The 23,534-nt window shown below is 60.8% G+C and carries 20 protein-coding genes; 15 read left to right on the forward strand and 5 right to left on the reverse strand.

The window, feature by feature from the left end; translation table 11 throughout:
* The first annotated feature begins 31 nt into the window (after window positions 1-31).
* Genes C4J86_RS11990 through C4J86_RS12025 form a run of 8 tightly spaced genes read left to right on the forward strand, consistent with a single transcriptional unit; the run spans window position 32 to window position 8,585 of the window.
* Entirely contained in the window at window positions 32-163 is a 132-nt protein-coding gene (locus tag C4J86_RS11990; protein ID WP_124362636.1) for a type VI secretion protein, read from the forward strand.
* 18 nt (window positions 164-181) lie between these two features.
* Window positions 182-970, forward strand: a complete 789-nt coding sequence (gene tagH / locus C4J86_RS11995) for a type VI secretion system-associated FHA domain protein TagH (protein ID WP_124370542.1) — start codon at window positions 182-184, stop codon at window positions 968-970.
* Window positions 971-975: 5 nt separating this feature from the next.
* On the forward strand, window positions 976-1,461 hold the full coding sequence (tssJ, locus tag C4J86_RS12000; protein WP_124370543.1) for a type VI secretion system lipoprotein TssJ: 486 nt from the start codon (window positions 976-978) through the stop codon (window positions 1,459-1,461).
* A gap of 1 nt (window position 1,462) precedes the next feature.
* Entirely contained in the window at window positions 1,463-2,791 is a 1,329-nt protein-coding gene (gene tssK / locus C4J86_RS12005; RefSeq protein ID WP_124370544.1) for a type VI secretion system baseplate subunit TssK, read from the forward strand.
* A gap of 5 nt (window positions 2,792-2,796) precedes the next feature.
* On the forward strand, window positions 2,797-3,654 hold the full coding sequence (gene icmH, locus C4J86_RS12010) for a type IVB secretion system protein IcmH/DotU (protein ID WP_124370545.1): 858 nt from the start codon (window positions 2,797-2,799) through the stop codon (window positions 3,652-3,654).
* Between the two features lie 19 nt (window positions 3,655-3,673).
* Complete coding sequence (tssM, locus tag C4J86_RS12015) at window positions 3,674-7,030, forward strand: type VI secretion system membrane subunit TssM (protein ID WP_124370546.1); 3,357 nt, start codon at window positions 3,674-3,676, stop codon at window positions 7,028-7,030.
* A gap of 5 nt (window positions 7,031-7,035) precedes the next feature.
* Window positions 7,036-7,746, forward strand: coding sequence for a PP2C family serine/threonine-protein phosphatase (locus C4J86_RS12020; RefSeq protein WP_124372421.1), 711 nt, complete (start codon window positions 7,036-7,038; stop codon window positions 7,744-7,746).
* Window positions 7,743-8,585, forward strand: a complete 843-nt coding sequence (locus tag C4J86_RS12025; RefSeq protein ID WP_124362643.1) for a serine/threonine-protein kinase — start codon at window positions 7,743-7,745, stop codon at window positions 8,583-8,585. The genes C4J86_RS12020 and C4J86_RS12025 overlap by 4 nt, the downstream gene beginning before the upstream one ends.
* Before the next feature lie 8 nt (window positions 8,586-8,593).
* Here C4J86_RS12025 and C4J86_RS12030 read toward each other — a convergent pair whose 3' ends face one another.
* Both C4J86_RS12030 and C4J86_RS12035 read right to left on the reverse strand, forming a co-directional pair.
* Complete coding sequence (locus C4J86_RS12030) at window positions 8,594-8,923, reverse strand: DUF6388 family protein (RefSeq protein WP_124362644.1); 330 nt, start codon at window positions 8,921-8,923, stop codon at window positions 8,594-8,596.
* 11 nt (window positions 8,924-8,934) lie between these two features.
* Window positions 8,935-9,189, reverse strand: a complete 255-nt coding sequence (locus tag C4J86_RS12035) for a hypothetical protein (RefSeq protein WP_256681406.1) — start codon at window positions 9,187-9,189, stop codon at window positions 8,935-8,937.
* A gap of 341 nt (window positions 9,190-9,530) precedes the next feature.
* Between C4J86_RS12035 and C4J86_RS12040 the strand changes: the two genes are divergently transcribed.
* Entirely contained in the window at window positions 9,531-11,600 is a 2,070-nt protein-coding gene (locus tag C4J86_RS12040) for an EAL domain-containing protein (protein WP_124370548.1), read from the forward strand.
* Between the two features lie 63 nt (window positions 11,601-11,663).
* On the opposite strand, the gene C4J86_RS12045 is transcribed toward C4J86_RS12040, so the two are convergent.
* The 3 genes from C4J86_RS12045 to C4J86_RS12055 are packed head-to-tail and all read right to left on the reverse strand — an operon-like array spanning window position 11,664 to window position 14,947.
* Window positions 11,664-12,506: a metal-dependent hydrolase gene (locus C4J86_RS12045; RefSeq protein WP_124362647.1), complete on the reverse strand. Its 843-nt coding sequence runs from the start codon at window positions 12,504-12,506 to the stop codon at window positions 11,664-11,666.
* A gap of 15 nt (window positions 12,507-12,521) precedes the next feature.
* Window positions 12,522-13,412: an SDR family oxidoreductase gene (locus C4J86_RS12050; protein WP_124370549.1), complete on the reverse strand. Its 891-nt coding sequence runs from the start codon at window positions 13,410-13,412 to the stop codon at window positions 12,522-12,524.
* Entirely contained in the window at window positions 13,409-14,947 is a 1,539-nt protein-coding gene (locus tag C4J86_RS12055) for an NAD(P)/FAD-dependent oxidoreductase (RefSeq protein WP_124370550.1), read from the reverse strand. Before C4J86_RS12055 ends, C4J86_RS12050 begins: the two co-directional genes overlap by 4 nt.
* A gap of 267 nt (window positions 14,948-15,214) precedes the next feature.
* On the opposite strand from C4J86_RS12055, the gene C4J86_RS12060 reads away from it, so the two are divergent.
* The 6 genes from C4J86_RS12060 to C4J86_RS12085 all read left to right on the forward strand — a co-directional run bounded on the left by C4J86_RS12060 (window position 15,215) and on the right by C4J86_RS12085 (window position 23,473).
* On the forward strand, window positions 15,215-16,213 hold the full coding sequence (locus C4J86_RS12060; protein ID WP_124370551.1) for an alpha/beta fold hydrolase: 999 nt from the start codon (window positions 15,215-15,217) through the stop codon (window positions 16,211-16,213).
* Between the two features lie 298 nt (window positions 16,214-16,511).
* On the forward strand, window positions 16,512-17,792 hold the full coding sequence (locus C4J86_RS12065; protein ID WP_124370552.1) for an alkane 1-monooxygenase: 1,281 nt from the start codon (window positions 16,512-16,514) through the stop codon (window positions 17,790-17,792).
* A gap of 124 nt (window positions 17,793-17,916) precedes the next feature.
* The gene (gene praA, locus C4J86_RS12070; protein ID WP_124370553.1) at window positions 17,917-18,420 is read left to right on the forward strand and encodes an alkane oxidation protein activator PraA; all 504 of its coding nucleotides are present in this window, start codon (window positions 17,917-17,919) and stop codon (window positions 18,418-18,420) included.
* A 117-nt stretch (window positions 18,421-18,537) separates the two neighbouring features.
* Window positions 18,538-19,023, forward strand: coding sequence for an alkane oxidation protein activator PraB (gene praB / locus C4J86_RS12075; protein ID WP_124370554.1), 486 nt, complete (start codon window positions 18,538-18,540; stop codon window positions 19,021-19,023).
* Between the two features lie 202 nt (window positions 19,024-19,225).
* Window positions 19,226-20,671 (forward strand): outer membrane protein transport protein, encoded by a 1,446-nt coding sequence (locus C4J86_RS12080; RefSeq protein WP_124370555.1) that lies wholly within the window; start codon window positions 19,226-19,228, stop codon window positions 20,669-20,671.
* A 279-nt stretch (window positions 20,672-20,950) separates the two neighbouring features.
* Window positions 20,951-23,473 (forward strand): acyl-CoA dehydrogenase, encoded by a 2,523-nt coding sequence (locus tag C4J86_RS12085; protein ID WP_124370556.1) that lies wholly within the window; start codon window positions 20,951-20,953, stop codon window positions 23,471-23,473.
* The last annotated feature ends 61 nt before the right edge of the window (window positions 23,474-23,534 follow it).

The raw sequence follows: 23,534 nt of genomic DNA on the forward strand, positions 1-23,534 counted from the left end.
TCGGCGGGCCTTTTCACCCAGGAGAAACCTGATGCCTGATCGTCCGTGGCACGTCGTCGTGCTTGTGTTGTGTCTGCTTGGCGGTTGTAACGCCAATTACGTATTCGATGATGCCCAATACCGTCCTTTGGGTGAGCCCCAGGCGGTGACCCGTGGCCGATAAGAAAGAGGGAGCTTGACCATGCGGCTTGTGTTTGAGGTAAGTGAGGCCGCAGGCGCAGACCCAGTGTCCATGGTGCGCAAAGTGTTTGACGGCGTGGGCGGTGTGATTGGGCGTGGCTCTGGCTGTGACTGGGTCATCCATGATCCCAGTCGGCTGCTCTCCAGCCACCACGGTTTGGTGGGTTACCGCGAAGGTCGTTACTTTCTGACGGATATCAGCAGCAACGGTATCGGCATGGCAGGCAGTTGCGAACGGTTGCACAAAGGGCAGGCGCGATTGATCGAAGATGGCGACGTGTTCGAACTGGGTGCGCTGTCGATACGCGCGCGGCTGATGGAATCGTCTCCACCTTTGCGTGAGCAGCCCATCACCACGGGAGTACCGATTCCCGATGATGCTTTCCTGGCTCTGGACCCGTTGCAGGCACTGGACCTTGAGCATCAGCGACATAGTACCTCGGATGAACTGGCAGCTTTGAATGCGGGCGTTGGCGAGCCCGGAGAGTGGGCGGACCGGCACGCCGCCGACCGCGAGCATGTGGCAATGCCGTGTCGGGTTGAGCTCATCAAGGAGCTTCCCGGAGCGAACTCTGTCGCGACGGCACCGCCGCCGGATGACGTCTTCTGGACGGAGTTTGCCGCGGCGCTGGGGCTTGACCTGGGCCGGCTTGACCACGTTGCACGAAAGGCGCTGGCGATCAAGGTGGCGCGCCTGTGTCGGCTGGAGGTTGAACGGCTGCAACACAGCCGGGCCTTTGAAGAACAGGTGCGCCTGATCTCAACCCTGCACAGCGATTATCCAGGATGATGTCCATGTATCGAGTCACCCTCACGCCCCTGTTGCTCACGCTCGGCCTGTTGGCTGGCTGCAGCGCCGTATCGCCTTTTTCAACATTGACCAAACTGGACCTGGTACTGACCGCCAGTGAGCAGGTCAACCCGGACCTTCATGGCCGACCCTCGCCGGTCGTGCTGCAACTGATTGAACTGCGCCATGGCGTAGCTTTCGAGAATGCCGACTTCTTCAGCCTGTATGACCACGCCGAGCAGGTATTGCCAAAGGACTGGGTGAGCAGCGAGGAAATAGAGCTGCGCCCAGGGGACCGACTGGCGCTCAAACTGAGTGTCGGGCCAAAAAGTCATTTTGTGGGCGTGCTGGCGGCGTACCGGGACTTGCCGCACGTTCAATGGCGGCTGCTCGTTCCGCTCACCGCGCAGCAATTGAACCGTGCCGAGCTGGTACTGGACCACGACGGAATCCGGCTTGCCGACCCGCGCTCCGGCAAGGAGGTGCAGTGATATGCACGCGCATAAAGTCATTTGGCAGGAAGGCATGCTGTTGCGGCCGCAGCACTTGCAGCACAACGACCGCCATTACCAGCAACAGCTCAACCAGACGCGTTTGCTGGGGCCTGACGCCTGGGGCTTCCTCACGCTGGAACTCGATGTGCAGTACCTCAACCTGGGCAAACTAGTGGTCACTCAAGCCAGCGGTGTATTGCCGGACGGTAGCCTGTTCGACCACGGCACCGCGATGGAGCCCCTGGTATTACAAGTACCCGCCAACCCGGGGGAGCAGGCTGTTTACCTGGCGCTGCTGCTGGCAACCGGCAATCAGATTGAAGCCCGCCAACCGGAGCAGGGCGATGTCCTGGCGCGCTACCTCGCTTGTGAGGTGGAGGTAGGTGATTCGAACGCCGGTGCCGACGCTCGCTGTCGAATTCACTGCGCGCGACCTGATTTGCGTCTCCTGCTGGGTGAGCAGCACAGAGAACAGGGCTTCGTCAGACTCAAGGTCGCCCAGGTGCTGGAGTCTACCGATGCGGGGGGCGTGCGCCTGGATGCGGAGTTCGTCCCGACGTTCATTTTTATGCAGGATCGCGGGTATGTATCGTCTTGTCTTAAGGAGGTGATCGGCCTGCTTGCGTCGCGGGGGGATGCCATCGCGGCGCGGATCCGGGGCGAGAGCAGCGCCGCCGGCACGCAGGTCGGCGATTTCCTCATGCTGCAAGTGATCAATCGTACCGAGTTGGAGCTGCGCCACTGCTTGAGCCAGGCCCTGGTTCGCCCTGAAGCGGTGTTCCGCGCATTGGTGGCGCTGCTCGGTGAGTTGTCGACGTTCGCCAGCGATAGCAGGCGCCCGGCGCTGGATGTGCATTACCGGCACGCCGACCAGGGGGCAAGTTTCCGGGGCCTGATGGAGGCTGTGCGTGCCGTGTTGTCGGTCGTGCTGGAACAACACTCCATCGAGTTGCCGTTGCAACAACGTCAGTACGGCGTATTGGTTTGCCCGGTCAGCGACCTGAAATTGCTGGGTACGGCGACGTTCATCCTGGCGGCTACGGCGCAGTGTGATTCGGAGGCCTTGCGCCAACGCCTGCCGGCACATTTGAAAGTCGGCGCGGTTGAGCGCATACGCGAATTGGTCAATCTGCACCTGGCGGGTATCAAGGTCAAACCACTGCCCGTGGCGCCGCGCCAGATCCCGTTCCACGCCGCCAAGACCTATTTCATGCTGGACATGAATGCCCGCGATATCGCGCAGCTGGAGCAGTCGGGTGGCTTCGCGTTCCATGTCGGGGGCGAGTTCGCCGGGCTTGAGCTGACCTTCTGGGCCATCAGGAATTGAATGCTATGGACAGTGAATACTCGCAGGATGAAAAAACCGTCCTGCTCGATCGCGACGGCTACGGGCCCGCGCAAGGGCCGCTTACGGAGTTCCCGGCGCCGCCGCGCTATGAACAATTGCAGGACCGGATGATCTACGCGAGCCAAGCACTGGGCGCACACAGCTTCACCACAGCGCTCAATCCCCTCGTGGTCGCCGCTTGGGAGCTATTGTCGCAAGTGGTCCAGCTCAAGGGCTGCTCCGGTCGGGAAAACCTCATCACGATCAACGACCGATTGTCATCCGCGGTGACTCAATTCGAAACCCGTGCCTTGCAGGGTGGCATTGAAAATACCCAGGTCATGTCTGCGCGCTACGTGTTGTGCAGCGTGATCGACGAAGCAGTCGTCACCACGTCGTGGGGGGCTCGAAGTGACTGGTCGAAGATGAGCCTGTTGAGTCGCTTTCATCACGAAACGTTCGGCGGCGAGAAAGTATTCCAGTTGCTGGAACGCCTGGCGCGCGACCCGGTAAAACACTTGGCGATGCTGGAGCTGATGTACCTGTGCCTGTCCCTTGGGTTCGAAGGTAAATACCGGGTGATGGAGCGGGGGGTAGTGCAACTCGAAGCCGTTCGAGATGGCTTGTATCGACAGATCAGGCAGGTGCGAGGCAATCCACCGTTGGCGCCGGTGTTGCCGGAAGGGCAGGGGCGCACGCGACGCAGGCACGTACGCGTCATTCCTGTTGGCGGGTGTGTGGCCTTCACGCTGTGCGGTTTGCTCGCGATGTACACGGGATTCGCCTGGGTATTGGAGCGAGACAGGGCAAGTGCGCTGCAAAGCCTTCAATTGTCGGCGTCGGATCTTACCCGCACGCCCTAGTAAACGCAGGGAGCAACGAATGAACGCATTCTTCAAGGGCGTGGGTGCCGTGCTGGCCAAGGTTTGGGTGTGGAGCCTGATGCTGGTGCTTTGCTGTGCTGCATTCGTGTGGTACGTCGGACCGCTGTTGGCCGTGGACGACTACCGGTTCTGGCAAAGCGCGACTGCCCGCCTGTTGACCCTCAGCGCATTGTTCCTGCTGTGGGGATTGGCGATGGTCCTGGCGGGCGGGCGCCGTGCTGCTGGACTCGAAAGGCCGGCTCCGCCAACCGCTCATCCGCCATTGAGAGCGGTGGAGGACGAGCAGAAGCACGTCCGTGGTCGTTTCAAGGACGCCCTCCACCGGTTGAAAACGTCTGCGCGCTATGGCGAGCGCAACGCACGTTGGCGCCATGATTTGCCCTGGTACCTGGTGATCGGTGAACCGCGCAGTGGCAAGACCCAACTGTTGGCGGCAGCGGGTTTGCAGTCACCGTTCGATCAGGCTGACACGCGCCCGACGGGCGGCAGCGGGCAGTGTGACTGGTACTTCGCCGATGAAGGGGTGCTTATCGACACGCCAGGGCGCTATCTGATTCAACCAGACCGTTCGGTGGATGCCGCCGGCTGGACCACGCTGTTGGCCAGTCTGAGGTGGCGGCATCGAGTGCGCCCGCTCAACGGCGTGGTGGTGACGCTGTCGGTAGACAGGCTCCTGAGCGGTAATGAGCACGACCTGGAGCAACTGGCGCGCCATGTCCATTCGCGCGTGCAGGAAATTCAGCAGGTACTGCAGGTGGATGTACCCCTCTACCTGGTGGTGACCCAGGCCGATCGACTGGCGGGGTTCATCGAGTACTTCGACTCACCGTCAGGGGACGATGTCGGAGCGGTGCTGGGCCAACCTCTGGAGGCTGACAAGGCGGGCAATGACATCACCCAGGTTCGCCGAGCGTTCGAGCAATTACTGCAACGGCTGCACGGCGAATTGATTGAGCGATTGCACCAGGAGCGCGATGTCGAGCGCCGCGGGCGAATGCTTGATTTTCCCCAGCAGACCGCGCAAATAGGCGAGCGTTTGTGCCTGTTTATCGAGTGGGCGTTTTGCGCCCATCGCTACCAGCGCATCAACGGCTTGCGCGGGTTCTACCTGACCTGTGCCAGCGACAGTCGCAGCCATTTCGTGCAGGGCCTGTTCAGTCGGGTGATCTTTGCCGGGGCGGACCTGGCCGCCTTGCAGACCCGGGAGCGCCAGCGCATCTGGCGGCGCAATGGGTTGCTGGGGATGGCGGCTGCGCTGGTCCTGGCGGGTGCCGGGGGGCTGTGGATGCACAGTTACGCGGCCAACCAACAACGTTTGGCTCATATCGCTGCGCTTAGCGCCCCCGCCGTGCAGGGTAACGATGAAACCTTGACGCTCCTTGCGCTGCTGGATGCTCGCTGGGCGGCGACCCAGGTGTTTCCCACACCAGGCGACGCTCCACTGATCGAGCGAGCCGGCCTGTATCAGGGCGAGGTCAGCCGACCGTGGGTGGCACGCGCCTATGAGCAGGCGTTGCAGCAGCGACTGCTGGGCCGCGCCGTTGCCCTGCTCGAAGAGCAGGTACGCGCCAGCCTCGGCGATCGCGAGCGCCTGCTCGACAACTTGCGTGCGTACCTGATGCTCAATCTGCGCGAACGCCGGGATACCGCGTGGTTGACGCAGCATATGGCCAGCCATTGGTCGCTGCGGTTTCCCGGTGATATGCCGGTACAGAAGCGCCTGAATGAACATTGGGCGCGACTGCTTGAGCAGCCATTTTCCGCCCGCCTCAACGACGACCTGGTGGCTCAGGCGCGGGCCGCGCTGCGGGGCGAGTCATTGGCCGACGTGGTGTACCGGGTGCTGCGCGAACAATCGCGCGACCTGGAGCCGTTGCGTCTGGCCGAGGGCAAGGTCTTTGCCGCCATCGATCCACCGGTTCCTGGCTTCTACACCAAAAGGTATGTGCAGTACTTCGAAGCGCAAGGCCCCAAGCTGGTGAACGCCATTGCCCAGGATAACTGGGTACTGGGCGAAGGCACTGACTTGAGCAGCGAGGATCTGCAGCGCTTGATGATCGAACTGCAACAGCGCTACTTCAGTGAGTATGCCCAGGCCTGGAGCGATGCGCTCGGTCGCATCAGGCTGCTGCACACCGACGGTCTGCGCGAGGATGCCGAACGTCTCGCGGGGCTGACGTCGGCTCAATCGCCAGTCCTTCTGCTATTGCAGCAGCTTCGTGAAAATACCCGTTTACTGCCGGGCCTGGAGCTGCCAGCAACGATGGCCCAGCCGTCAGGCGCGTTGGGCGTGGTCGCCAGGGCTGCGGTGGCGCAGGGGCAGGCTGCCTTGGGCGACTCGGCTCGCCGGGCTTTGCAGCGGCGTTTTGAACCCTTGCATCAGTTGCTGGATGAGCAGCAGAACCCCAGCGCGGAGCTGGCCCAGGGGTTGCGCCTGCTCGACCAATTACACCTGCAATTGGCGACGCTGAGCCGTGAGGGTTCGCCGGAGCAGGCGGCCTTTTTGCGGGCAAAGCGGCGCATGGACGGCCAGCAGGACGTGCTGGGCGACCTGCGTGCAGCGTCCAGCCGTTTGCCGCTTCCGCTTGCCGGTTGGTTTGAAGGGATTGGCGATCAGACATGGCGCCATTTATTGGACCAGGCCTATGCCCATGTCAATCAGCGCTACCAGAGCGAGGTGCAGGGGCTTTACGCCAGGGCGATTCGGCAACGGTATCCGTTCAACGCCCACGCGACGAATGATGTGGCCCTTGACGATTTTCGTGAGTTCTTTAAACCCCAAGGCGTGTGGGCGCGTTTTTACGAGGGGTACCTGCGCGCGTTTGTCACCGCAGATGGCACGCGCTACCGGTTGCGTGGGCTGGACGGACAGGGTTTGCCGATCTCACGTTCGCTGCTGGATCAACTGACGAAAGCCCAGGTTATCCGACGCGGCTTTTTCACCGAAGATCAGGGAGAGTTGGCGGTGGGTTTTACCTTGGCGCCCTACAGCCTGGATCAGTCGGTCAACCGAGCGATCCTGCGATTGGGTGAAAAGCAGTTGGAATACCGGCACGGCCCGATCATACCCATGACGTTCCGGTGGCCCATCGAAGCAGATAACGGACGCGCCAGCCTCGTACTGGAGAGGGGGGGCGAATTGCGCCCCCTGGGTATCGAGAAGAGCGCCGGCGCCTGGTCGTTGTTCCGGTTTTTCGACTTGATGCAACGCGAGCCTGCGAGTGACCGCAACGCGCAGATCGTCAAGGCTGACCTGGCCGGGTTGCGCGCCAATTACCTGCTGACCAGCCAACGGACACCCAGCCCATTTGAGATGGACACGTGGCGCACCTTCCGCCTGCCGGAGCAACTGTGAGCCCAATGCGGCCCACATGGCGCAGCGCCGGGCGTACACAGCGCGGGCAGTCACGGCCGCGCAATGAGGATGCCCTGCTCGATTGCCCGCAAGGAGGCTGTTGGGCCGTGGCGGACGGCATGGGCGGGCACCGGCACGGCGATCTCGCGAGCGAGTGGGTGATCAGCAGCCTGGCTTCGTTATCGGCGCAGGGCAGCCTTGATCAGCGGGTCGATGCGGTTCGACAGCGGCTGCAAGGTGTCAATCAGCGGCTGGCGGATGCGCGGCGCACCGGCAGTGCGACAATGGGGAGTACGGTGGTCACACTGTTGCTGGATAATGGGCGTGCGGCCTGTGTGTGGGCGGGGGACAGCCGCTGTTATTTGTGGCGTGAACAACGCCTGTACCAGCTGTCGAGAGATCATTCGCTGTTGCAGCGCCTCATGGACGAGGGTCAGTTGAGTGCGACGCAAGCTCGGGCCCACCCCGATGCCAGAGCCTTGACCCGGGCCATTGGCGCGCACGCGTCAGTACGGCTTGAGGTGCTGGAGCTCAGGACCCGCCCTGGCGATGTGTTTTTATTGTGCAGCGATGGTCTCTACCAGGCACTCAGCCATGTCCAGCTGGGCCTGGCGTTGAGTGCAGGCGGGCCGCAGCAGGTCGTGGAAAGATTGTTCGCCAGCGCGTTGCGCGCCCCGGCACGCGATGATTTGACCGCCGTCGTGGTGCACTCATGAGTGCGGCATCAACTCCCCCGGTTTTGCTCGTCGGCCGCTACCACCTTGAGCAGGTCGTGGGCCGGGGCGGGATGGGCGTGGTGTACCGTGCGCGCGACCTGTTACATGAGCAATTTGGCGAGCCTTGTTCCGCTGTGGCGCTCAAGCTGCTGGACGAGTCTTTGTCTGCGTGCCCGGATGCCCATGTATTGCTGTTCAGCGAGTTTGCCCTGGCGCGCCGCCTGCGACATGAGCGCGTGGTAAGGGTGTATTCGTTTGAGGTGGATACGTCCAGCCAGATCGCCTTTTTTACCATGGAGCTGCTGCATGGCCTGACGCTGGACCGACTGCTTGTGGAATGCCCTGATGGATTGCCGTGGGCAGAGCTGCAACCGATTGCCCTGCAACTGCTGGACGCGTTGGTTTATGCCCATCAACACAACGTGCTGCATGGCGATATCAAACCGGCCAATGTCATGGTGGGCGAAGCGGGCGTGCGTTTATTCGATTTCGGCCTTGGGCAGTCATTTGCGCAGACCCCGGCGGACTTGGCGGCGGTGAATCGCAGCCGGTTGAATGCCTGGACCCGGGCCTATGCGGCGCCTGAATTACTGGCGGGTGGCGCGTTGACGCCCGCTGCGGACCTCTATGGCGTGGCGTGCGTCCTGTATGAGCTGGCCCAGGGCAAGCGCCTCGGGGAACGCCAACCGGGCGCCGGGCTGCCTCGGCCCAGGCAGTTGCCCCGACGTTGCTGGCCGGCACTGCACACCGCCTTGGCGCAGGACCCGCAACGCCGGGCCCTGACGGTCGCCGAGTTGCGGCAGGTCATGGGGTGCAGGCGGCTTCGCTGGTTCGGCTAGCCAGCGCGTCAGCCGGCGAGGTCATGCAGTTGGCAGTAGTCGGCCCAACTCATGCCGGCCATCTGTGCGACTTCCTTGTGCACCTCGAGGCGTTGAGTTTCGAAGGCTTCGCTGGACTCGGCAGTCAGCTTGAGGGTCAGCTCCCAGGCGAACAGGCCCTGGCGCTCGGCCTGCGCCTCGAACGCTTCATACAGACGCTCGGTACGATACTGCGCCACGGTTTCTCCCCTGGCCTGGGCAGCCAGTGGGTTGAGGTTGTTCAATTCAGCGGCCACGTCCGGGTGTTCGTGCAGGAACCGGTCCAGTGCGCGTTGATAGTTATCGCCAGGTGCTGACAACGCCAAGCCCCTCAGCGAGAGAGACGGGAGTCGACGTCGGGTGCGTGCCCGTCGACGTGACGCCGAGCGCGCTTGCGCGACCTGCGCTGGAGCCAGCGTTGCAACGGTGCCAGTAAAAAGAACATCAGGTAGGCGACAAGCACCAACGTCAAGTCTATCCAGGTCTCCGCGACGGGCCCGGTATACAGTTCGATGACGTTCTTGATGATAAATAACAGCGCCACGCTGCACAGCCACAACAGGATGGTGACAAATAGGGGGCGCATGGTGCTGGACCGCTTATGGTGCATGGTAAGGCTCTCTCTCCTTTGTGCCTGCTTCTTGCCAGGCAATATTCCCTGAGTGGGCACCCGGTGTTAACCAGGTTGTAACATCCTTTAACAAACGGAAACGCGGCGGATAATACCGACTCAGACAGGTTTAGGGGATGACTCAGGTCAGAAAGTTCGATTTTTTATCTAGGAATTTTCACAGCCCCCAGGGTTTTTTTGCTGAAAAGCCCGGGAAGATGGCAAAAAGCTTTCGCGCCGAGTATCAGGGCGTGTAGCGTTGACGGGTATTCCGGCGCTGATCTCCAGACCCCGCGAATACGGGCAGAGGGCGGCTCATGGCGCAAACGCTGTTCAAACTTTTCCTTACCCAGCGCCTGGCGGCCCTGGCCAGTATCGAGTCGTTACGTGCGATTCGGGAGGGATTGTTGTGGATCCTGCCGTGCCTGTTGGTGTCTGCCGTTTTCCTGATCCTGTCCGAATGCGCCAAGGTGCTGGGCTTCAGCCCACCGATAGTGAGCTTTCTTTCGGGCCTGCATGACCGGATCAGCTCGGTGATTCCACTGCTGGTCGCCGCTTCCATTGGCTATATGCTGGCTATCCGGCACCGCTTGCCACAACTGCCAATAGCCTTTTTGTGCCTTGCCAACGTAGTGGTGGCCACGTTTCTTTTGCGCGAATACCCTCGGGCTTCGGCCACCTTCCTGCTGTTCATTGCCATCGCGTCGCCGCTGATCAATGTGCCGGCCATGGCCTGGCTGCACCGTTTGCGTTGGACTCGCCTGGTGCATGAAGACCTGATCGGACACAACCTCAAGGGCACGATCAACATGGTGCTACCCGGTGCGATCACTGCGCTGGCATTGGTGGTGGTGTTGTCGTTGCTGCTGCAGATCCCCTATGTGGCACAACTGCAGGGGCCGCAGGTGCTCAATACGTTACAGGCGCCTTACGGCAGCGGGCTGTTTGTGACCTTGATGAACTCGCTGTTGTGGTTTTTCGGGATTCATGGCGTGTATGCCATGCAGCCGCTGTTCGATGTACTGGATCAAGCTGTGCTGCTCAATGGCGCAGCGCTGGCGGCGGGTGAGCCGGTCCAATACCTGCTTAACAGCGGCCTGTTGGGCAGCTTCGCATTTATCGGTGGGTCGGGCGGCGCGCTGTGCCTGCTCCTGGCAATCCTGCTGTTTTCCAGGAGCCAGTCCATGCGGTTACTGGCGATGGCCAGTTTGCCGCTGTCGTTATTCAATGTCAGCGAAGTGTTGTTGTTCGGTTTGCCGATCATCCTCAACCCGCGGTTGTTCATACCCTTTCTGTTGGTGCCGGCGGTCAATGCGACGGTGGCGCTCGCGGTGGTGCAACTGGGTTGGGTAGCACCGGCCGTGGCCAGTGTGCCGTTTACCGCACCGGTGTTGCTCAATGCTTACCTCAGTACCCATGGCGACGTCGCGGCCGTGGTATTGCAGGTTGTACTGATGGGCCTGGGGACGCTGGTGTATGCGCCGTATGTACGAGCGATCCATCGCCAGGCCAGTGACGGCGGCACGGTATACCTCAAATCCCTGGACATGACGTTTCGCGGCCTGGAGGAGAAGGGGCGGTTGCTGGAGTTCGACCCGGTGCTCGCGTCGCACCGCGCCCTGGCCCGGCAGGCCATTGAGTTGAACCGGATCCAGCAGATCAGCGACTACGAGTTCTATCTTGAGTTTCAGCCCCAAGTTTCCACCCGTACCGGCCTGTGCACCGGCTGCGAAGCCTTGATGCGCGCCCGGGACAGCCAGGGCACGGTGCATTCACCCTGGGAGTTCCTGCAATGGTTGGCACAGGCGCGGTTGATGCCGGATGTGGACGTGTGGGTGGCGTCCCAGGCCGTACGCCAGTATCAACAGTGGAAGAAGGCCGGTTTTGAATTGCCCATGACCATCAATGTCTCCAGCGTTACCCTCAAGGACGCGGCTTATGGTGATCGTCTGGTGGAGATTCTCGCCCAGGCCCAGGGCTGGGTGTCGGTGGAGATCACCGAAGATGCGCTGGTCAGCGATATCCAGGCGACCCGTCAGACCATCCAGAAACTGCAGGCATTGGGGGCAAAGGTATATATCGATGACTTTGGCACCGGGTTTTCGGCGTTGAGTTACCTGCATCAGTTTCCGGTGGACTTCATCAAGATCGATCGCAGCTTCGTGGTTGCACAGCACGATCCCAAGGGCGCTCAGGTGCTGACCGGCATGCTGCGTTTCTGTGAGGCGCTTAACCTGGGCGTGGTGGTGGAAGGGGTCGAGACCGCCGAGCAATTGGCGTTTCTGAATACGGGGGCTGAGTTGTTCATTCAAGGCTGGTATTTCAGCAGGGCGTTGCCGGGGCATGAGGTGCCGCTGTTTGTGCGCGAGCGGGCGGGGTTGGGGTGATCTGGCAGTCATGGGGCCGACCGCTCTGGCAGCCGGCCCCGTTCAAAACAGCACGCCGGCGTGCTAGACCGCCTCGTAGCCCCGATTGGTCCGCTCGATCTCCTCGACCAGTGCGTCTATCCCCTCCAACCGTGCCCGATTGTCATGGTCCCAAGGATGAAAGCCCGGTTTGAAATAGTGCAGCCACGGCCGCAGCATGCGCGCAAAGATGCCCTTGGGGGCATACAGAAACTTGAGCATGCGCCAGAACCCCTGCAGATGCCCACCCGACTTGCGGTCGGCAATCAACAGGCGCACGTGGAAATCGAACACCACCAGCCAGAACAGCAGCGTGGTAAACAGCATGGTGCCGGTGCGCAGCAAGTAGCGCTTGGGCCCAGGCGTGATCACCCGGTTCCACACATCGAAGGCCACCGCTTTATGTTCGGTTTCCTCAAGGGCGTGCCAGTACCACATCTGCTGGTAGCCCTTGAGTGAGTCGCCGAAACGCGACGGGTCACTCAGCAGGATTTCCGCGAGCATCGCGGTGTAGTGCTCAAGGGCGATGGTTACCGCGAGGTTAAAAGATGGCGGCAGGTGTTTCTTTTGCAGGTCGAGAAAGAATTTCAAGCGGCGATCGAGGCTGTGCGCCGGCAGGCCTGCCGCTTGCAGCAGGTCGTTGTAGGCCACGTGTTCACGGCTGTGCATGGCTTCCTGGCCGATGAAACCCTGGATCTCTTTCTTGAGGTCCGGATCGTCGATGCGGGAACGGTAGTGGCGCACGCTGTCCATGAAAAACAGCTCGCCCTGGGGAAACAGCAGCGACAGGGCATTGAAAAAGTGCGTGATGAACGGGCCTTGTTCATGCCAGTTGGTGATGCGCCCGGCGGGCAGGGCGAAGCGGATATCACGGCGAATCGGCAACATGGGGTGTGCTCCTGTTCAGAGACGGGGCTCGTCGTTGGTTTCAAACACGGGCGTGCGTGGTTTGGGCGCCATACGCCTGCTGGCAAACACCACCAGCGCTTGATAGGCCGCCGGCAGGCACCGGGCGAGCAGGTCGAGCAAATACGCATCGCGGCCGATCAGCACGCGGCGTTTGTTTTTGCGCACGCCTTGCAGGATCACCTTGGCGGCCTGGTCGGCGTCGGTGATAAACAGTTTTTCGAAATCGGCGCGCGCCTGTTGCTCGCTATGGATAAGGAAGCCGGTCATGTTCGCGTCAATCCGGCTGCTGCGGCAGATGTCGGTGCGAATTCCGCCAGGATGCACGCAGGTGGCGGAGACGCCGCAGCGTTGCAGGTCCAGCTCCTGGCGCAGTGCTTCGGTAAAGCCGCGCACCGCGAACTTGCTGGCGTTGTAGCCACTCATGCCGGGCTGGGCGAACAGGCCGAACACGCTGGAGGTGTTGACGATATGCCCGTCGCCACTGGCCTTCAGGTAAGGCAGGAACGCCTTGGTGCCATGCACCACGCCCCAGAAATTGATGCCGACGATCCACTCCAGGTCGGCATAGTCCACGCCTTCCACGGTGCTCGACAGCGCCACTCCGGCATTATTGAAGACCAGGTTGACCTGGCCATGCTCGGCCGCACACCGCGCCGCCCACTCCAGCATGGCTTGGCGGTCCGAGACATCCAGTATCTGGGTGGTGACGGTCACCGGCGACAGGGTCGAGGTCCTGACCAGGTCCCGTGTGTGCTCCAGCCCCTGGCTGTTCTTGTCGGCCAAGGCCAGGTGGCAACCCTCCCGTGCCAGGGCCAGGGCCAGTGCGCGACCCATGCCGGAGGCCGCTCCCGTAATTGCCGCCACGCGGCCGGTGAATGACTTCATGACAGACTGCCTTCTGTGGCGCAATGAGGGGTTGCTGCGGCGCGCGGCACAGGCACAACCGGCGCCCGGCTGACCACATAGTCCTTGAGCGCAAAATGCCGGGTGACTTGCTTGAACCGCCACGTCGAGCCGGGCCACAGCGTGGTGTTCTTGCCGGTACGCGGGTCGAGGTACCAGCTTTGGCAACCGCCGGTATTCCAGATGGTGCGCTTGAGCTTGCCTTGCAATTGCGCGTTGTAGGCCTGCTCCACGGCGGGTTTGACCTCCACCATAGCGATGCGTTGGCGCTGCATCTGTTGCAACGCATCAAGGATGTAAGCGACCTGGGCTTCGATCATCAGGATCATCGAGTTGTGCCCCAAGCCGGTGTTGGGCCCGACGATCAGGAACAGGTTGGGATAGCCCGGCACCGTGGTGCCTTTATAGGCATGGGCGCCGTCGTGCCAGGTGTCCATCAGGTCGATGCCGTTGCGGCCGATGATGCAGCCACGGGGCAGGGGATCGACGGCCTGGAACCCGGTGCCGAAGATCAGGCAATCGGCGGGGTGCTTGATGCCGTCAGCGGTGATCACGCCATCGGCTTCGATCCGCAGCACCTGGTCGGTCACCACCTCGACATTACTGCGCGACAACGCCGGGTAGTAGTCGTTGGAGATCAGCACACGTTTGCAGCCGATGGTGTAGTCCGGCGTCAGAATCTTGCGCAGGGAAGGGCGGGCCACTTGTTTATGCAAATGACGCAGGGCGATTTTCTGCACCATCTTCATCAAGCGCGGGTGCAGGGAAAAGCCCACCACGCGGCCTTCCAACGCCCAATAAAAGGCACTGCGCACCAGCCTTTGGGTCACCGGCAGATGCTTGAACAGCCAGCGTTCGACACGTGAGATCGGCCGGTCGGGTTTGGGCATGATCCAGGGCGGCGTGCGCTGGAACAGGTCCAGGTGCGCCACTTGCGGCGCAATCTGCGGCACGAACTGAATAGCACTGGCGCCGGTGCCGATCACCGCCACGCGCTTGCCCTTCAAACTGTAGTCATGGTCCCACTGCTGCGAGTGGAAACGCTTGCCTTTGAAACTGTCGAGCCCAGGAATATCCGGCAGTGCAGGGCGCGACAGGCCACCCATGCCCGACACCAGCACTCGCGCACTGACTTGGCGGCCATCGCTGAACGTCAGTTGCCAGCGTTGCTGCTGATCATCGAACACCGCCCGTTGCAGGCCCATGCCGAAACGCAGGTACGGCGCCAGCCCGAACCGCCGCGCGCATTGCTCCAGGTAAGCGCGAATCTCCGCTTGCGGGGCAAATTGGCGCGTCCAGTCGGGGTTCGGCGCAAAGGAAAAGGAGTAGACATGGGACTGCACGTCACAGGCACAGCCAGGGTAGTGGTTGTCACGCCACGTACCGCCGAGTGTGTCGGCCTGCTCAGCGACAAAAAAATCGCTGAGCCCGGCTTGCTTGAGTTTGATCGCCATGCACAGGCCGGCGAAGCCTGAGCCGATGATGGCGATGTCGATGGCGTCGCTGTGGGCATTCATAAGCGGTCCTTGGTGGGCATCGGATGTGCTCCTGTTTTTCTTTTGTGTTTTAGATAGAACACCATTGCAAAGGAAAATTGAATTAATTATTTTAAAAAAGATTTTAAATAATCTACCTGAAAATTTCGCCTACGCTAGGACCTTGTTCGATCTATGCGACTTGTCCGACAGACGCGCATGGAGGCTGGGTCCAAGGTATGGGCGAAGGTTGAGGCCTTGATCAATCCCGATCGGGTCGCCAGCAGCAGGGAAGCAGAGGACCGAGCTATGGCTGTCGAGTGGGTTGTCGCTGCGGGTGTGGTGATAGGCGCGAGCGCTGTGTCGTGGGCTTTCAGCGCCTGGATGACACGGCGTATTGAAACCGCCGTTCCGATCAACGGGCGCGTCGTCGAGGTGGATGGCGAGCGCTTTCATTATGTAGACGAAGGCCAAGGCCCAGCGCTGGTGATGATCCACGGGCTGATGGGCAGCAGTCGCAACCTGACTTACGCGTTATCCGGTCAGTTACGTGGGCAGTTCCGCGTCATCAGCGTCGATCGCCCAGGGTCGGGCTACTCCAGTCGGCACAACCACACGGCAGCAGACCTGCCGGCCCAGGCGCGCCAAATGGCCGCTTTTATCAAAACCCTCGAGCTGGATCAGCCGCTGGTGCTTGGGCATTCCCTGGGCGGTGCGGTTGCCCTGGCGTTGGCCCTTGACCATCCGCATGCGGTATCCGGCTTGATCCTGGTGGCGCCCTTGACCCATCCCCAGCGCATGCTGCCGTTGGTGTTCCTGCCCCTGGCCGTGCGCCCTGCCTGGCTGCGACGCTGGGTGTCGCGCACCTTGACCCTGCCCATTGGCCTGTTGACCAAGGGCTCGGTGGTCAAGGGCGTGTTCGCCCCCGATGCCGCCCCGCCAGACTTCGCTACGCGCGGCGGCGGTTTGCTGGGGATGCGTCCCGAGAACTTCTTTGCCGCGTCCACTGAGATCAACCGAGTCAACGATCACTTGCCGGACATGGTCAAGCGCTACCCGCTGCTGACGCTGCCAATCGGCCTCATCTACGGCGCCCGGGATAACGTGCTCGACTTCCAGAAACACGGTCAGGGCCTGGCCAGCAAGGTGCCCGGGCTGAAACTGCAGGTGGTGGAAGACCGAGGGCACATGTTACCGATTACCGCCACGGAACGAGTGGTGGCGTTGGTCGAGCAGATTGCCAAACGGGCTGGGCCTGCACGAAGCGCCGCCGTATTGCAGCCCTCGTTTGCCATGGCGGGCAAATAACCATGCCATCCGATCTGCGGTTCCAGCGCGTCAACGCCCGCCCTAGACACCTGGCCGGCGCTCTGAAAAAGAGACTGCCCGGTCACGCAAAAAGGCCCGGATAAACTGGTTGACGACCTAACGATTCCGCGCTATTTATTTAAAAAATTATTTCAATTTCTAATTTGAAACATTTTTTGAAATGCCTAAGAGCGAATAAAATAATGAAAAAAACGCCTTTTATCGCATGGTTGATGTCTCGGAGCGGCCAGCGCTCCGCCCTCCTGTTTGCTGCCTCCGCCTGCGCTCGGAGGTGGGCATGAACCCGTCCCTGGCGATGCCAGGCGTCTGGGCCGACGGCAAGCGTTACCTGTGGTGGCTCGGCATCATGCCCCTGGCGACTCCACTGCTCTCGGGGGCCCTGGCTATCGGCACCGGTATTCAGCAACTGTGGTGGATCGGTGTGCTGGTCATCTTCGGCTTGATCCCATTGATCGACGGCCTGTTGGGTGAAGACCTCAGCAACCCGCCGGAATCTGCCGTCAGCCATCTCGAATCCCAGCACTACTACCGTTGGATCGTCTACACCGGCGTGCTGTTTGTGATCGCCTCGGTCGTGATCACCGGTTGGCTCGCCGCCGGCGGCATTGACTGGATCATCGGCGGCGGGCTACTGCGGGCCACCGCGACCCTCGATCCATCGAGCGGGCTGGCACATGCCGCAGCATTCATTACCGCCCGCACCGAGTTGCACGGCCCCGTCAGTGGCTTCACTTATCTGGGTATGGCGATGTCCACCGGGGCCGCTACCGGTATCGCGATCAACACCGCCCATGAGCTGGGGCACAAACCCAAGCCATTGGAAGTGTTCCTGGCCAAGGTCACGCTGGCGCCGACGTTCTACGGACACTTCTACACCGAACACAATCGTGGCCACCACGTACGCGTCGCCACACCGGAAGATCCGGCCAGTTCGCGCCTGGGTGAAAGCTTCTGGGCCTTCCTGCCGCGCTCGGTATGGTTCAGCGCTCGCTCTGCCTGGAACCTGGAGCGCGAACGCCTGCGCAAACTTGGCCTGCCGGCCTGGCACTGGAAGAACGCGGTGCTCAGCGCCTGGATGTACAGCGTGCTGCTCTGGGGCGCGATGATTGCCTGGCTGGGCGCGGCAGTGATCCCGTTCCTGATCATCCAGGGCGTCTACGGTTTCTCGTTGCTGGAAGTGGTGAATTACGTCGAGCATTACGGCCTCAAGCGCCAGAAATTGCCCAATGGTCGTTATGAGCGCTGTTCGCCGCGGCACTCCTGGAACAGTAATCGAATAGTCACCAATATCTTCCTGTTTCAATTGCAACGGCATTCCGATCATCATGCCAATCCCACGCGTAGTTATCAGTCGTTGCGGCACTTTGATGAGTCGCCGCAACTTCCCTATGGTTACGCGAGCATGATTGTCTGGGCCTATGTGCCGTATTTGTGGCGGCGCCGGATGGACCATCGTGTATTGAATCATTATGCCGGTGATATCAGCTTGGCTAATCTCCAGCCTTCACAGCGCTTGAAGTATCTGGAGAAGTACAGCGGCGAAGCCAAGCCGTTTTAATTTGAAATAAAAACGCGTTTTTCGAGTGTATTTCGATAAGGATTTCTACGTCGATTGTTTGTTAGCTTAGTTGCAGGATGGTTGTTTACCCGAACGAAAATAATTTCAAGGGAAGGGCGTAAACATGCAAGTAACTCAGGTCACTATAAAGTTCACCGTTAATGTCGTACTGGCCGCGCTGGGCTTGATCGCGTGGCATCACGCACAGGCCGCACGTATCGAACCTGCCGGTAGCGCGTTTACAGCCCAGGGCCCAATCAGCTTCTCCAAAGGCGCGTTGATCAGTGCCGACTGCACCATCAAGGTGGCCGGCAAAGTGACGGCCGATGGGACATCCGTCAATATCGACAAAGTGGCGTTCGATGGCGGGCTCAAGTGCAGCCGGGTCGAAGCTATTAATTTGCCATGGATCTTGACTGCAAAGAATACAAAAAGCGGCTCAATGTCGAAGATCAGCGTGGACGTGCATGCATTCGGTCTGGGCGGCAAGTGCGGTCCTTCTACCGCAGTCGGTACGTGGGATAACGCCACCGGCAAGTTGGAGGCTGCCAATGTACCTATTGGTGATGACTGCACCATTAAAATGGTATCAATCAAGATGCCGCCTGATTTCAAAGTAGTTGAATAAGGTTGTCGGACTTAACTGAATTTGGCTGGAATACGAAGTTCTGCAGTTTCACCGTGACTTCGTGTTCATGGTCATTACCCCAGGCGAATAACTCGCCATTACATGTGAGGCAAAATAATGAAAAGCTTGAAAACCCTCGTTTGTGCAACTTCGTTTGCAATGTGCTTCGGCGCCGCGTCGATGGCCAGTGCGGCTTCCGTCTCTCCGGACGGTCCGTTCTCGACTAACGCCGGCACCATCGTGGTGAAGTCGCCTTCGTCTTTTGGCGCGGCAGTGACATGCGGCATCACTTTTACCGGCAACGTTAGCGGTGGCGTGGCCTCGATCAACGGCGCAACGCTGACCGGCGGCGGTCTGTGCGCCTTGCCAACGCTGACTAACCTGCCTTGGGTATTGACTGCTGCGACGGGCACCACCGGTACCGTGACCAATGTCGGCTACAAGATCAACTCGATCCCAGCCACCAACTGCGGACCAACCCCTATCGCAGTCACTTGGGCTGCAGGGACCAAAACCCTTTCGGCCGCCAATCAGTCGCTGAGCGGAAACTGCACTGTGGTTTCGCTGAACGTTGTGGCCCCGACGCTCACGGTAAACCCGTAAGCGCGTGACTCCGTAAAGGGCTGATCACCCGTTGAAATGCCGGCGCCCCCCCGCGAGGCGCCGGTCAACGGTAAATCGCCTTCGCTTATCACCCATCCCTGATTGTCATACACCGTTCCAGTACAGGCGCTTTTGAACGACGCTCCATGGCTACACGACCCACCGGCAGGGGCCGGGCGCACATAATAATAGGGAGTACCGCATGAATAATAAGAAACAACACGCTTACACGTTACTGGGACTGGCCCTGTTGGGAGGCCTGATCACTACGGGGCATGTGCAGGCGGGCGGGTTTTCCACGCCCACTTATGGCGCCCCCGGTTGGGGCCGCGCATTTGGTGGCGGTTCTCTGTTCAAGAATGACCCGAGTGCGGCGTACAACAACCCAGCGGCCATGGCGTTCATCGATTCAACCATCGTGCAGCAGACCGTCGATTACGCCCGGATCAAGATCAAATATTCCGGCCAGGCGTATGACCATAACGGCAACCCGGTGACCAATACGCCAGTGCTGGATGACCAAGGCAACCTGGGCGATCCGACCCTCAATACCAATAATGGCGGCCAGGGCGGTTTCACCGCATGGCTGCCCACTGGTTTTATGGTTATGCCCATCGGCGACCGCTTCGCTTTTGGCCTGAGCCAGGTCGTACCGCAAGGTATGAAAAGTACGTGGAACGAAAACTCAAAGCTGCGGGATTTCGCCGTCGACACCAAGATCGAGACCATCGGCCTGACAGGCTCACTGTCGTTCAAGGTCAATGATGAATTTTCGGTCGGTGGGGGTGCCATCGTTCAGCGCAGCCAGGGAAACGTCAGCCAGAACGTTGATGTGTTGGCTGCCGCAGATGTATCACCCGGGCTTGGCGGCACCGGCTTTCCGACCGGTGTCGGGCATTCCTTGATACGCGTTAAAGTCGACAACATCTCGGTAGGCTGGTTTGGTGGCGTTGTGTGGAAACCGACGCAGCAAGACACGCTGGGTTTGAATTATCACGCCAAGATCAAAAACAAGATGACCGGCAAGTACGACGTTTATACGGACGCCATCGGTCGTAACACAATGACCAACCCTATTGGTCCGAACGGAGAGACGCTGGTTGAAATGGCCTATCCCGGTCTCAAGCTGTTCCCGGATGGCGCGCATGCTAGTGCGCAACTGGATATCCCGGCGACTGCTGCGATTGACTGGGTCCATCAGTTCAATGACCGCTGGACGCTCGGTGTGAGTGCCCAGTGGACTGAGTGGTCCTCGTTCCAGGACCTCACACTCAAGTCTCAGGGCTCGACCATTGTTGCCATTCCCTACAACTACAAAAACGCGTGGATGACCTCAATCGGCGGCGACTACAAAGCCACCGACGAACTCACCCTGCGTGCAGGTGTGGCGTATGACCAGACGCCTACCCGTAACTCCACGCGTGACCCGCGGATCCCTGATGGCGATCGTTATTTCCTGGCGTTTGGTGCCGGGTACGACATCAAGGCAGTGCCGGGCCTGTCAGTGGATGGCGCGTACTCGCACCAGTTCGTCGAAAAGGTCAACCTGAAAACCAAGAACGTCGATCGCCTCGGCGCTGCTCAACTGGACGGGAAGGCTGAGTCGTCAGGTGACGTCGTGAGCTTGTCGGCGACCTATAAGTTCTAGTCACGCACCTGACCGTGTTGAAGCCGGGTATTCAGCGCATCTTGAGACCCGGCGCACACTGACACGCTTACAGAACAAGCCGCAGAACCTAATCGGAGCCACATGACTGATGCAATTAGGCTGACTCGTTCAGCCCTGAATATTTTCGCCAGCTCATTAAATAAAAATTTCAAAACAAAATTTGAATTTATTTTCCCGAGTTTGTAGTGTGGCTCTACGCCCCGCTCAATCCGAGCGGTCCGCACGGGTGCCACGCCCTGAATCAAGTAGAGGTATCCCATGGTTATCTGGTTATTGGTGGGTGTCGTCGCGGCGATTGCCCTGGCGTATCGACAAGCCGCTGCCACCCTGTGGCTGGGCGCCGGCCTGGTATGGCTGGCGGCTGGCTACCTGTTCAACGCAGTGGCCGCATTCGGCGCTACCGTCGCAGCGGTGCTGGTGGTGTTGCCGGCTTTGTTGCTGGCGATCAAACCCCTGCGCCGCGTGCTGTTGACCCGCAAGGCCTTGGGGCTGTTTCGTACGGTCATGCCGGCGATGTCCGACACCGAACGTGCGGCCATCGAATCGGGCACCGTGTGGTGGGACGCCGAGCTGTTCAGCGGCAAACCCAACTGGCAGCGCCTGCTGCAAGCCGCGCCGGCCACCCTGAGTGCCGAGGAGCAGGCGTTCCTCGACAACGAAGTCGAAACCCTGTGCGACATCGCCAACGATTGGGAAACCACCCAGGTGTGGCAAGACATGTCCCCCGAGGGCTGGCAATACACCAAGGAAGCCGGCTTTCTCGGCATGATCATTCCCAAGCAGTACGGCGGCAAAGGCTTCTCCCACTACGCGCACTCCCAAGTGGTGATGAAACTGTCGACCCGCTGCTCGGCGGCGGCCATTTCGGTGATGGTGCCCAACTCCCTGGGCCCCGCCGAACTGCTGCTGCATTACGGCACCGAGGCCCAGCGCAACTATTACCTGCCGCGTCTGGCGCGGGGTGAGGATATTCCGTGCTTCGCGCTGACCAGCCCGTATGCCGGCTCCGATGCCGGGGCCATTCCCGACGTGGGGATTGTGTGCAAAGGCCTGCACGAAGGCGAGGAGGTGCTGGGGTTCAGCGTGACCTGGGACAAGCGTTACATCACCCTCGGCCCGATTGCCACGGTGCTGGGCCTGGCGTTCCGTGCCGAGGACCCGAACGGTTTGCTCGGTGCCGCAGGTGCCCTGGGCATCACCTGCGCGCTGATTCCCACCTCCCATCCAGGCGTGAACAGCGGCCGTCGCCACTGGCCGCTGAATGCGGTATTCCAGAACGGTCCGACCACCGGCAAGGATGTGTTCATTCCGCTGGAATGGGTGATCGGCGGTCGCGAACAAGTCGGCAACGGCTGGCGCATGCTGATGGAATGCCTGGCGGCGGGCAGGGCGATTTCACTGCCGTCGGCCAACGTCGGTCTGGGCAAAGTGGCGGTCCGTGGCACCACCGCCTACGCTGCGATGCGTAAGCAGTTCGGCCTGCCCATCGGCAAGTTCGAAGGGGTGCAGGCACCGTTGGCCCGCATGGCAGGGCACTTGTATGCCTGTGATGCGGTGCGCAAGGTGTCGGTGGCGTCCCTGGATGCCGGCGAGAAACCTTCGGTCATCTCGGCCATCGCCAAATACCACGTCACCGAGCGCGCGCGAATGATCGTCAACGATGGCATGGACATCGTCGCCGGCAAGGGCATCTGCATGGGGCCCAATAATTTCCTGGCACGCGCCTATCAGCAAAGCCCCATCGCCATCACCGTGGAAGGCGCGAACATCATGACCCGCTGCCTGATCATCTACGGCCAGGGCCTGATCCGCTGCCATCCCTATGTGCTGCGCGAAATGGAAGCGGCGCGCAACCCGGATCGGCGCAAGGCCGTGCAGGAGTTCGACAGCGCGATGTTCGGCCATGTGAGTTTTGTACTGGCCAACACCGTGCGTGCCACGGTACATGCGCTGACCGCTGGCCGGCTGCTTTCTGCGCCGGCCAAGACCGACCCGGCGCTGGCTTCCTACTACCGTCAGGCCAATCGTCTGTCGGTGGTGCTGGCATTGGTCTCGGATATTTCCATGGGGGTGCTGGGGGGCGCCCTCAAGCGCAAGGAGAGTATCACCGGGCGCCTGGGCGATATGCTGTCGCAGTTGTACATCCTGTCTTGCGTGCTCAAGCGCTTTGAGGACGACGGCCGGCCTCAGGCCGACTTGCCGCTGGTGCATTGGGCGGCCCAGGACGCATTGTTGCGCGCCCATGAAGCGCTGGCCGAAGTGCTCGACAATTACCCGTCCAAAGCCGCTGCGGTGGTACTGCGGGCCTTGAGTTTCCCGTTTGGCATTCCTTTGCGCAAACCGTCGGATCGCCTGTTGGCCCAAGTCGCCGAGGTCGTACAGACCCCCGGCGAAACCCGCGACCGTTTGCTCGCCAACTCCTACATCCCGCGCCCGGAAATCGACAAGCTGGCCTATGGCGAATTGGGGTTCCGCCTGTTGCCCCAGGTGGAGCTGATCGAGGCACGGCTCAAGCCCGCCATCAAGCAAGGCCTGCTCGCGCCAATGCCGATTTCGTCTGCGGCCTTTACCGGCTGGCGCGTCAAGGCACGGGCGTTGGACCTGATCAGCGACGACGAAGACGCTTTGCTCGCACGCTATGTGGAATACGCCGACCACGGCATCCAGGTCGACGACTTCCCGCAGGACTTCGGTTTGCTGGAGGCCCTGCAGCGGCGCAAGCAGGCGTTGGAGCCCTCCAAGCGTCGCGCCAGCCAAAGCGAAAACGCTTCGGTCAACTAAAGGGAAACACGGGTCAGTGTGGGAGGGGGCTTGCCCCCGATAGCGGTGGCTCAGATGCAGA

This window comes from Pseudomonas sp. R2-7-07 (assembly GCF_003852355.1).
Lineage (GTDB): Bacteria > Pseudomonadota > Gammaproteobacteria > Pseudomonadales > Pseudomonadaceae > Aquipseudomonas.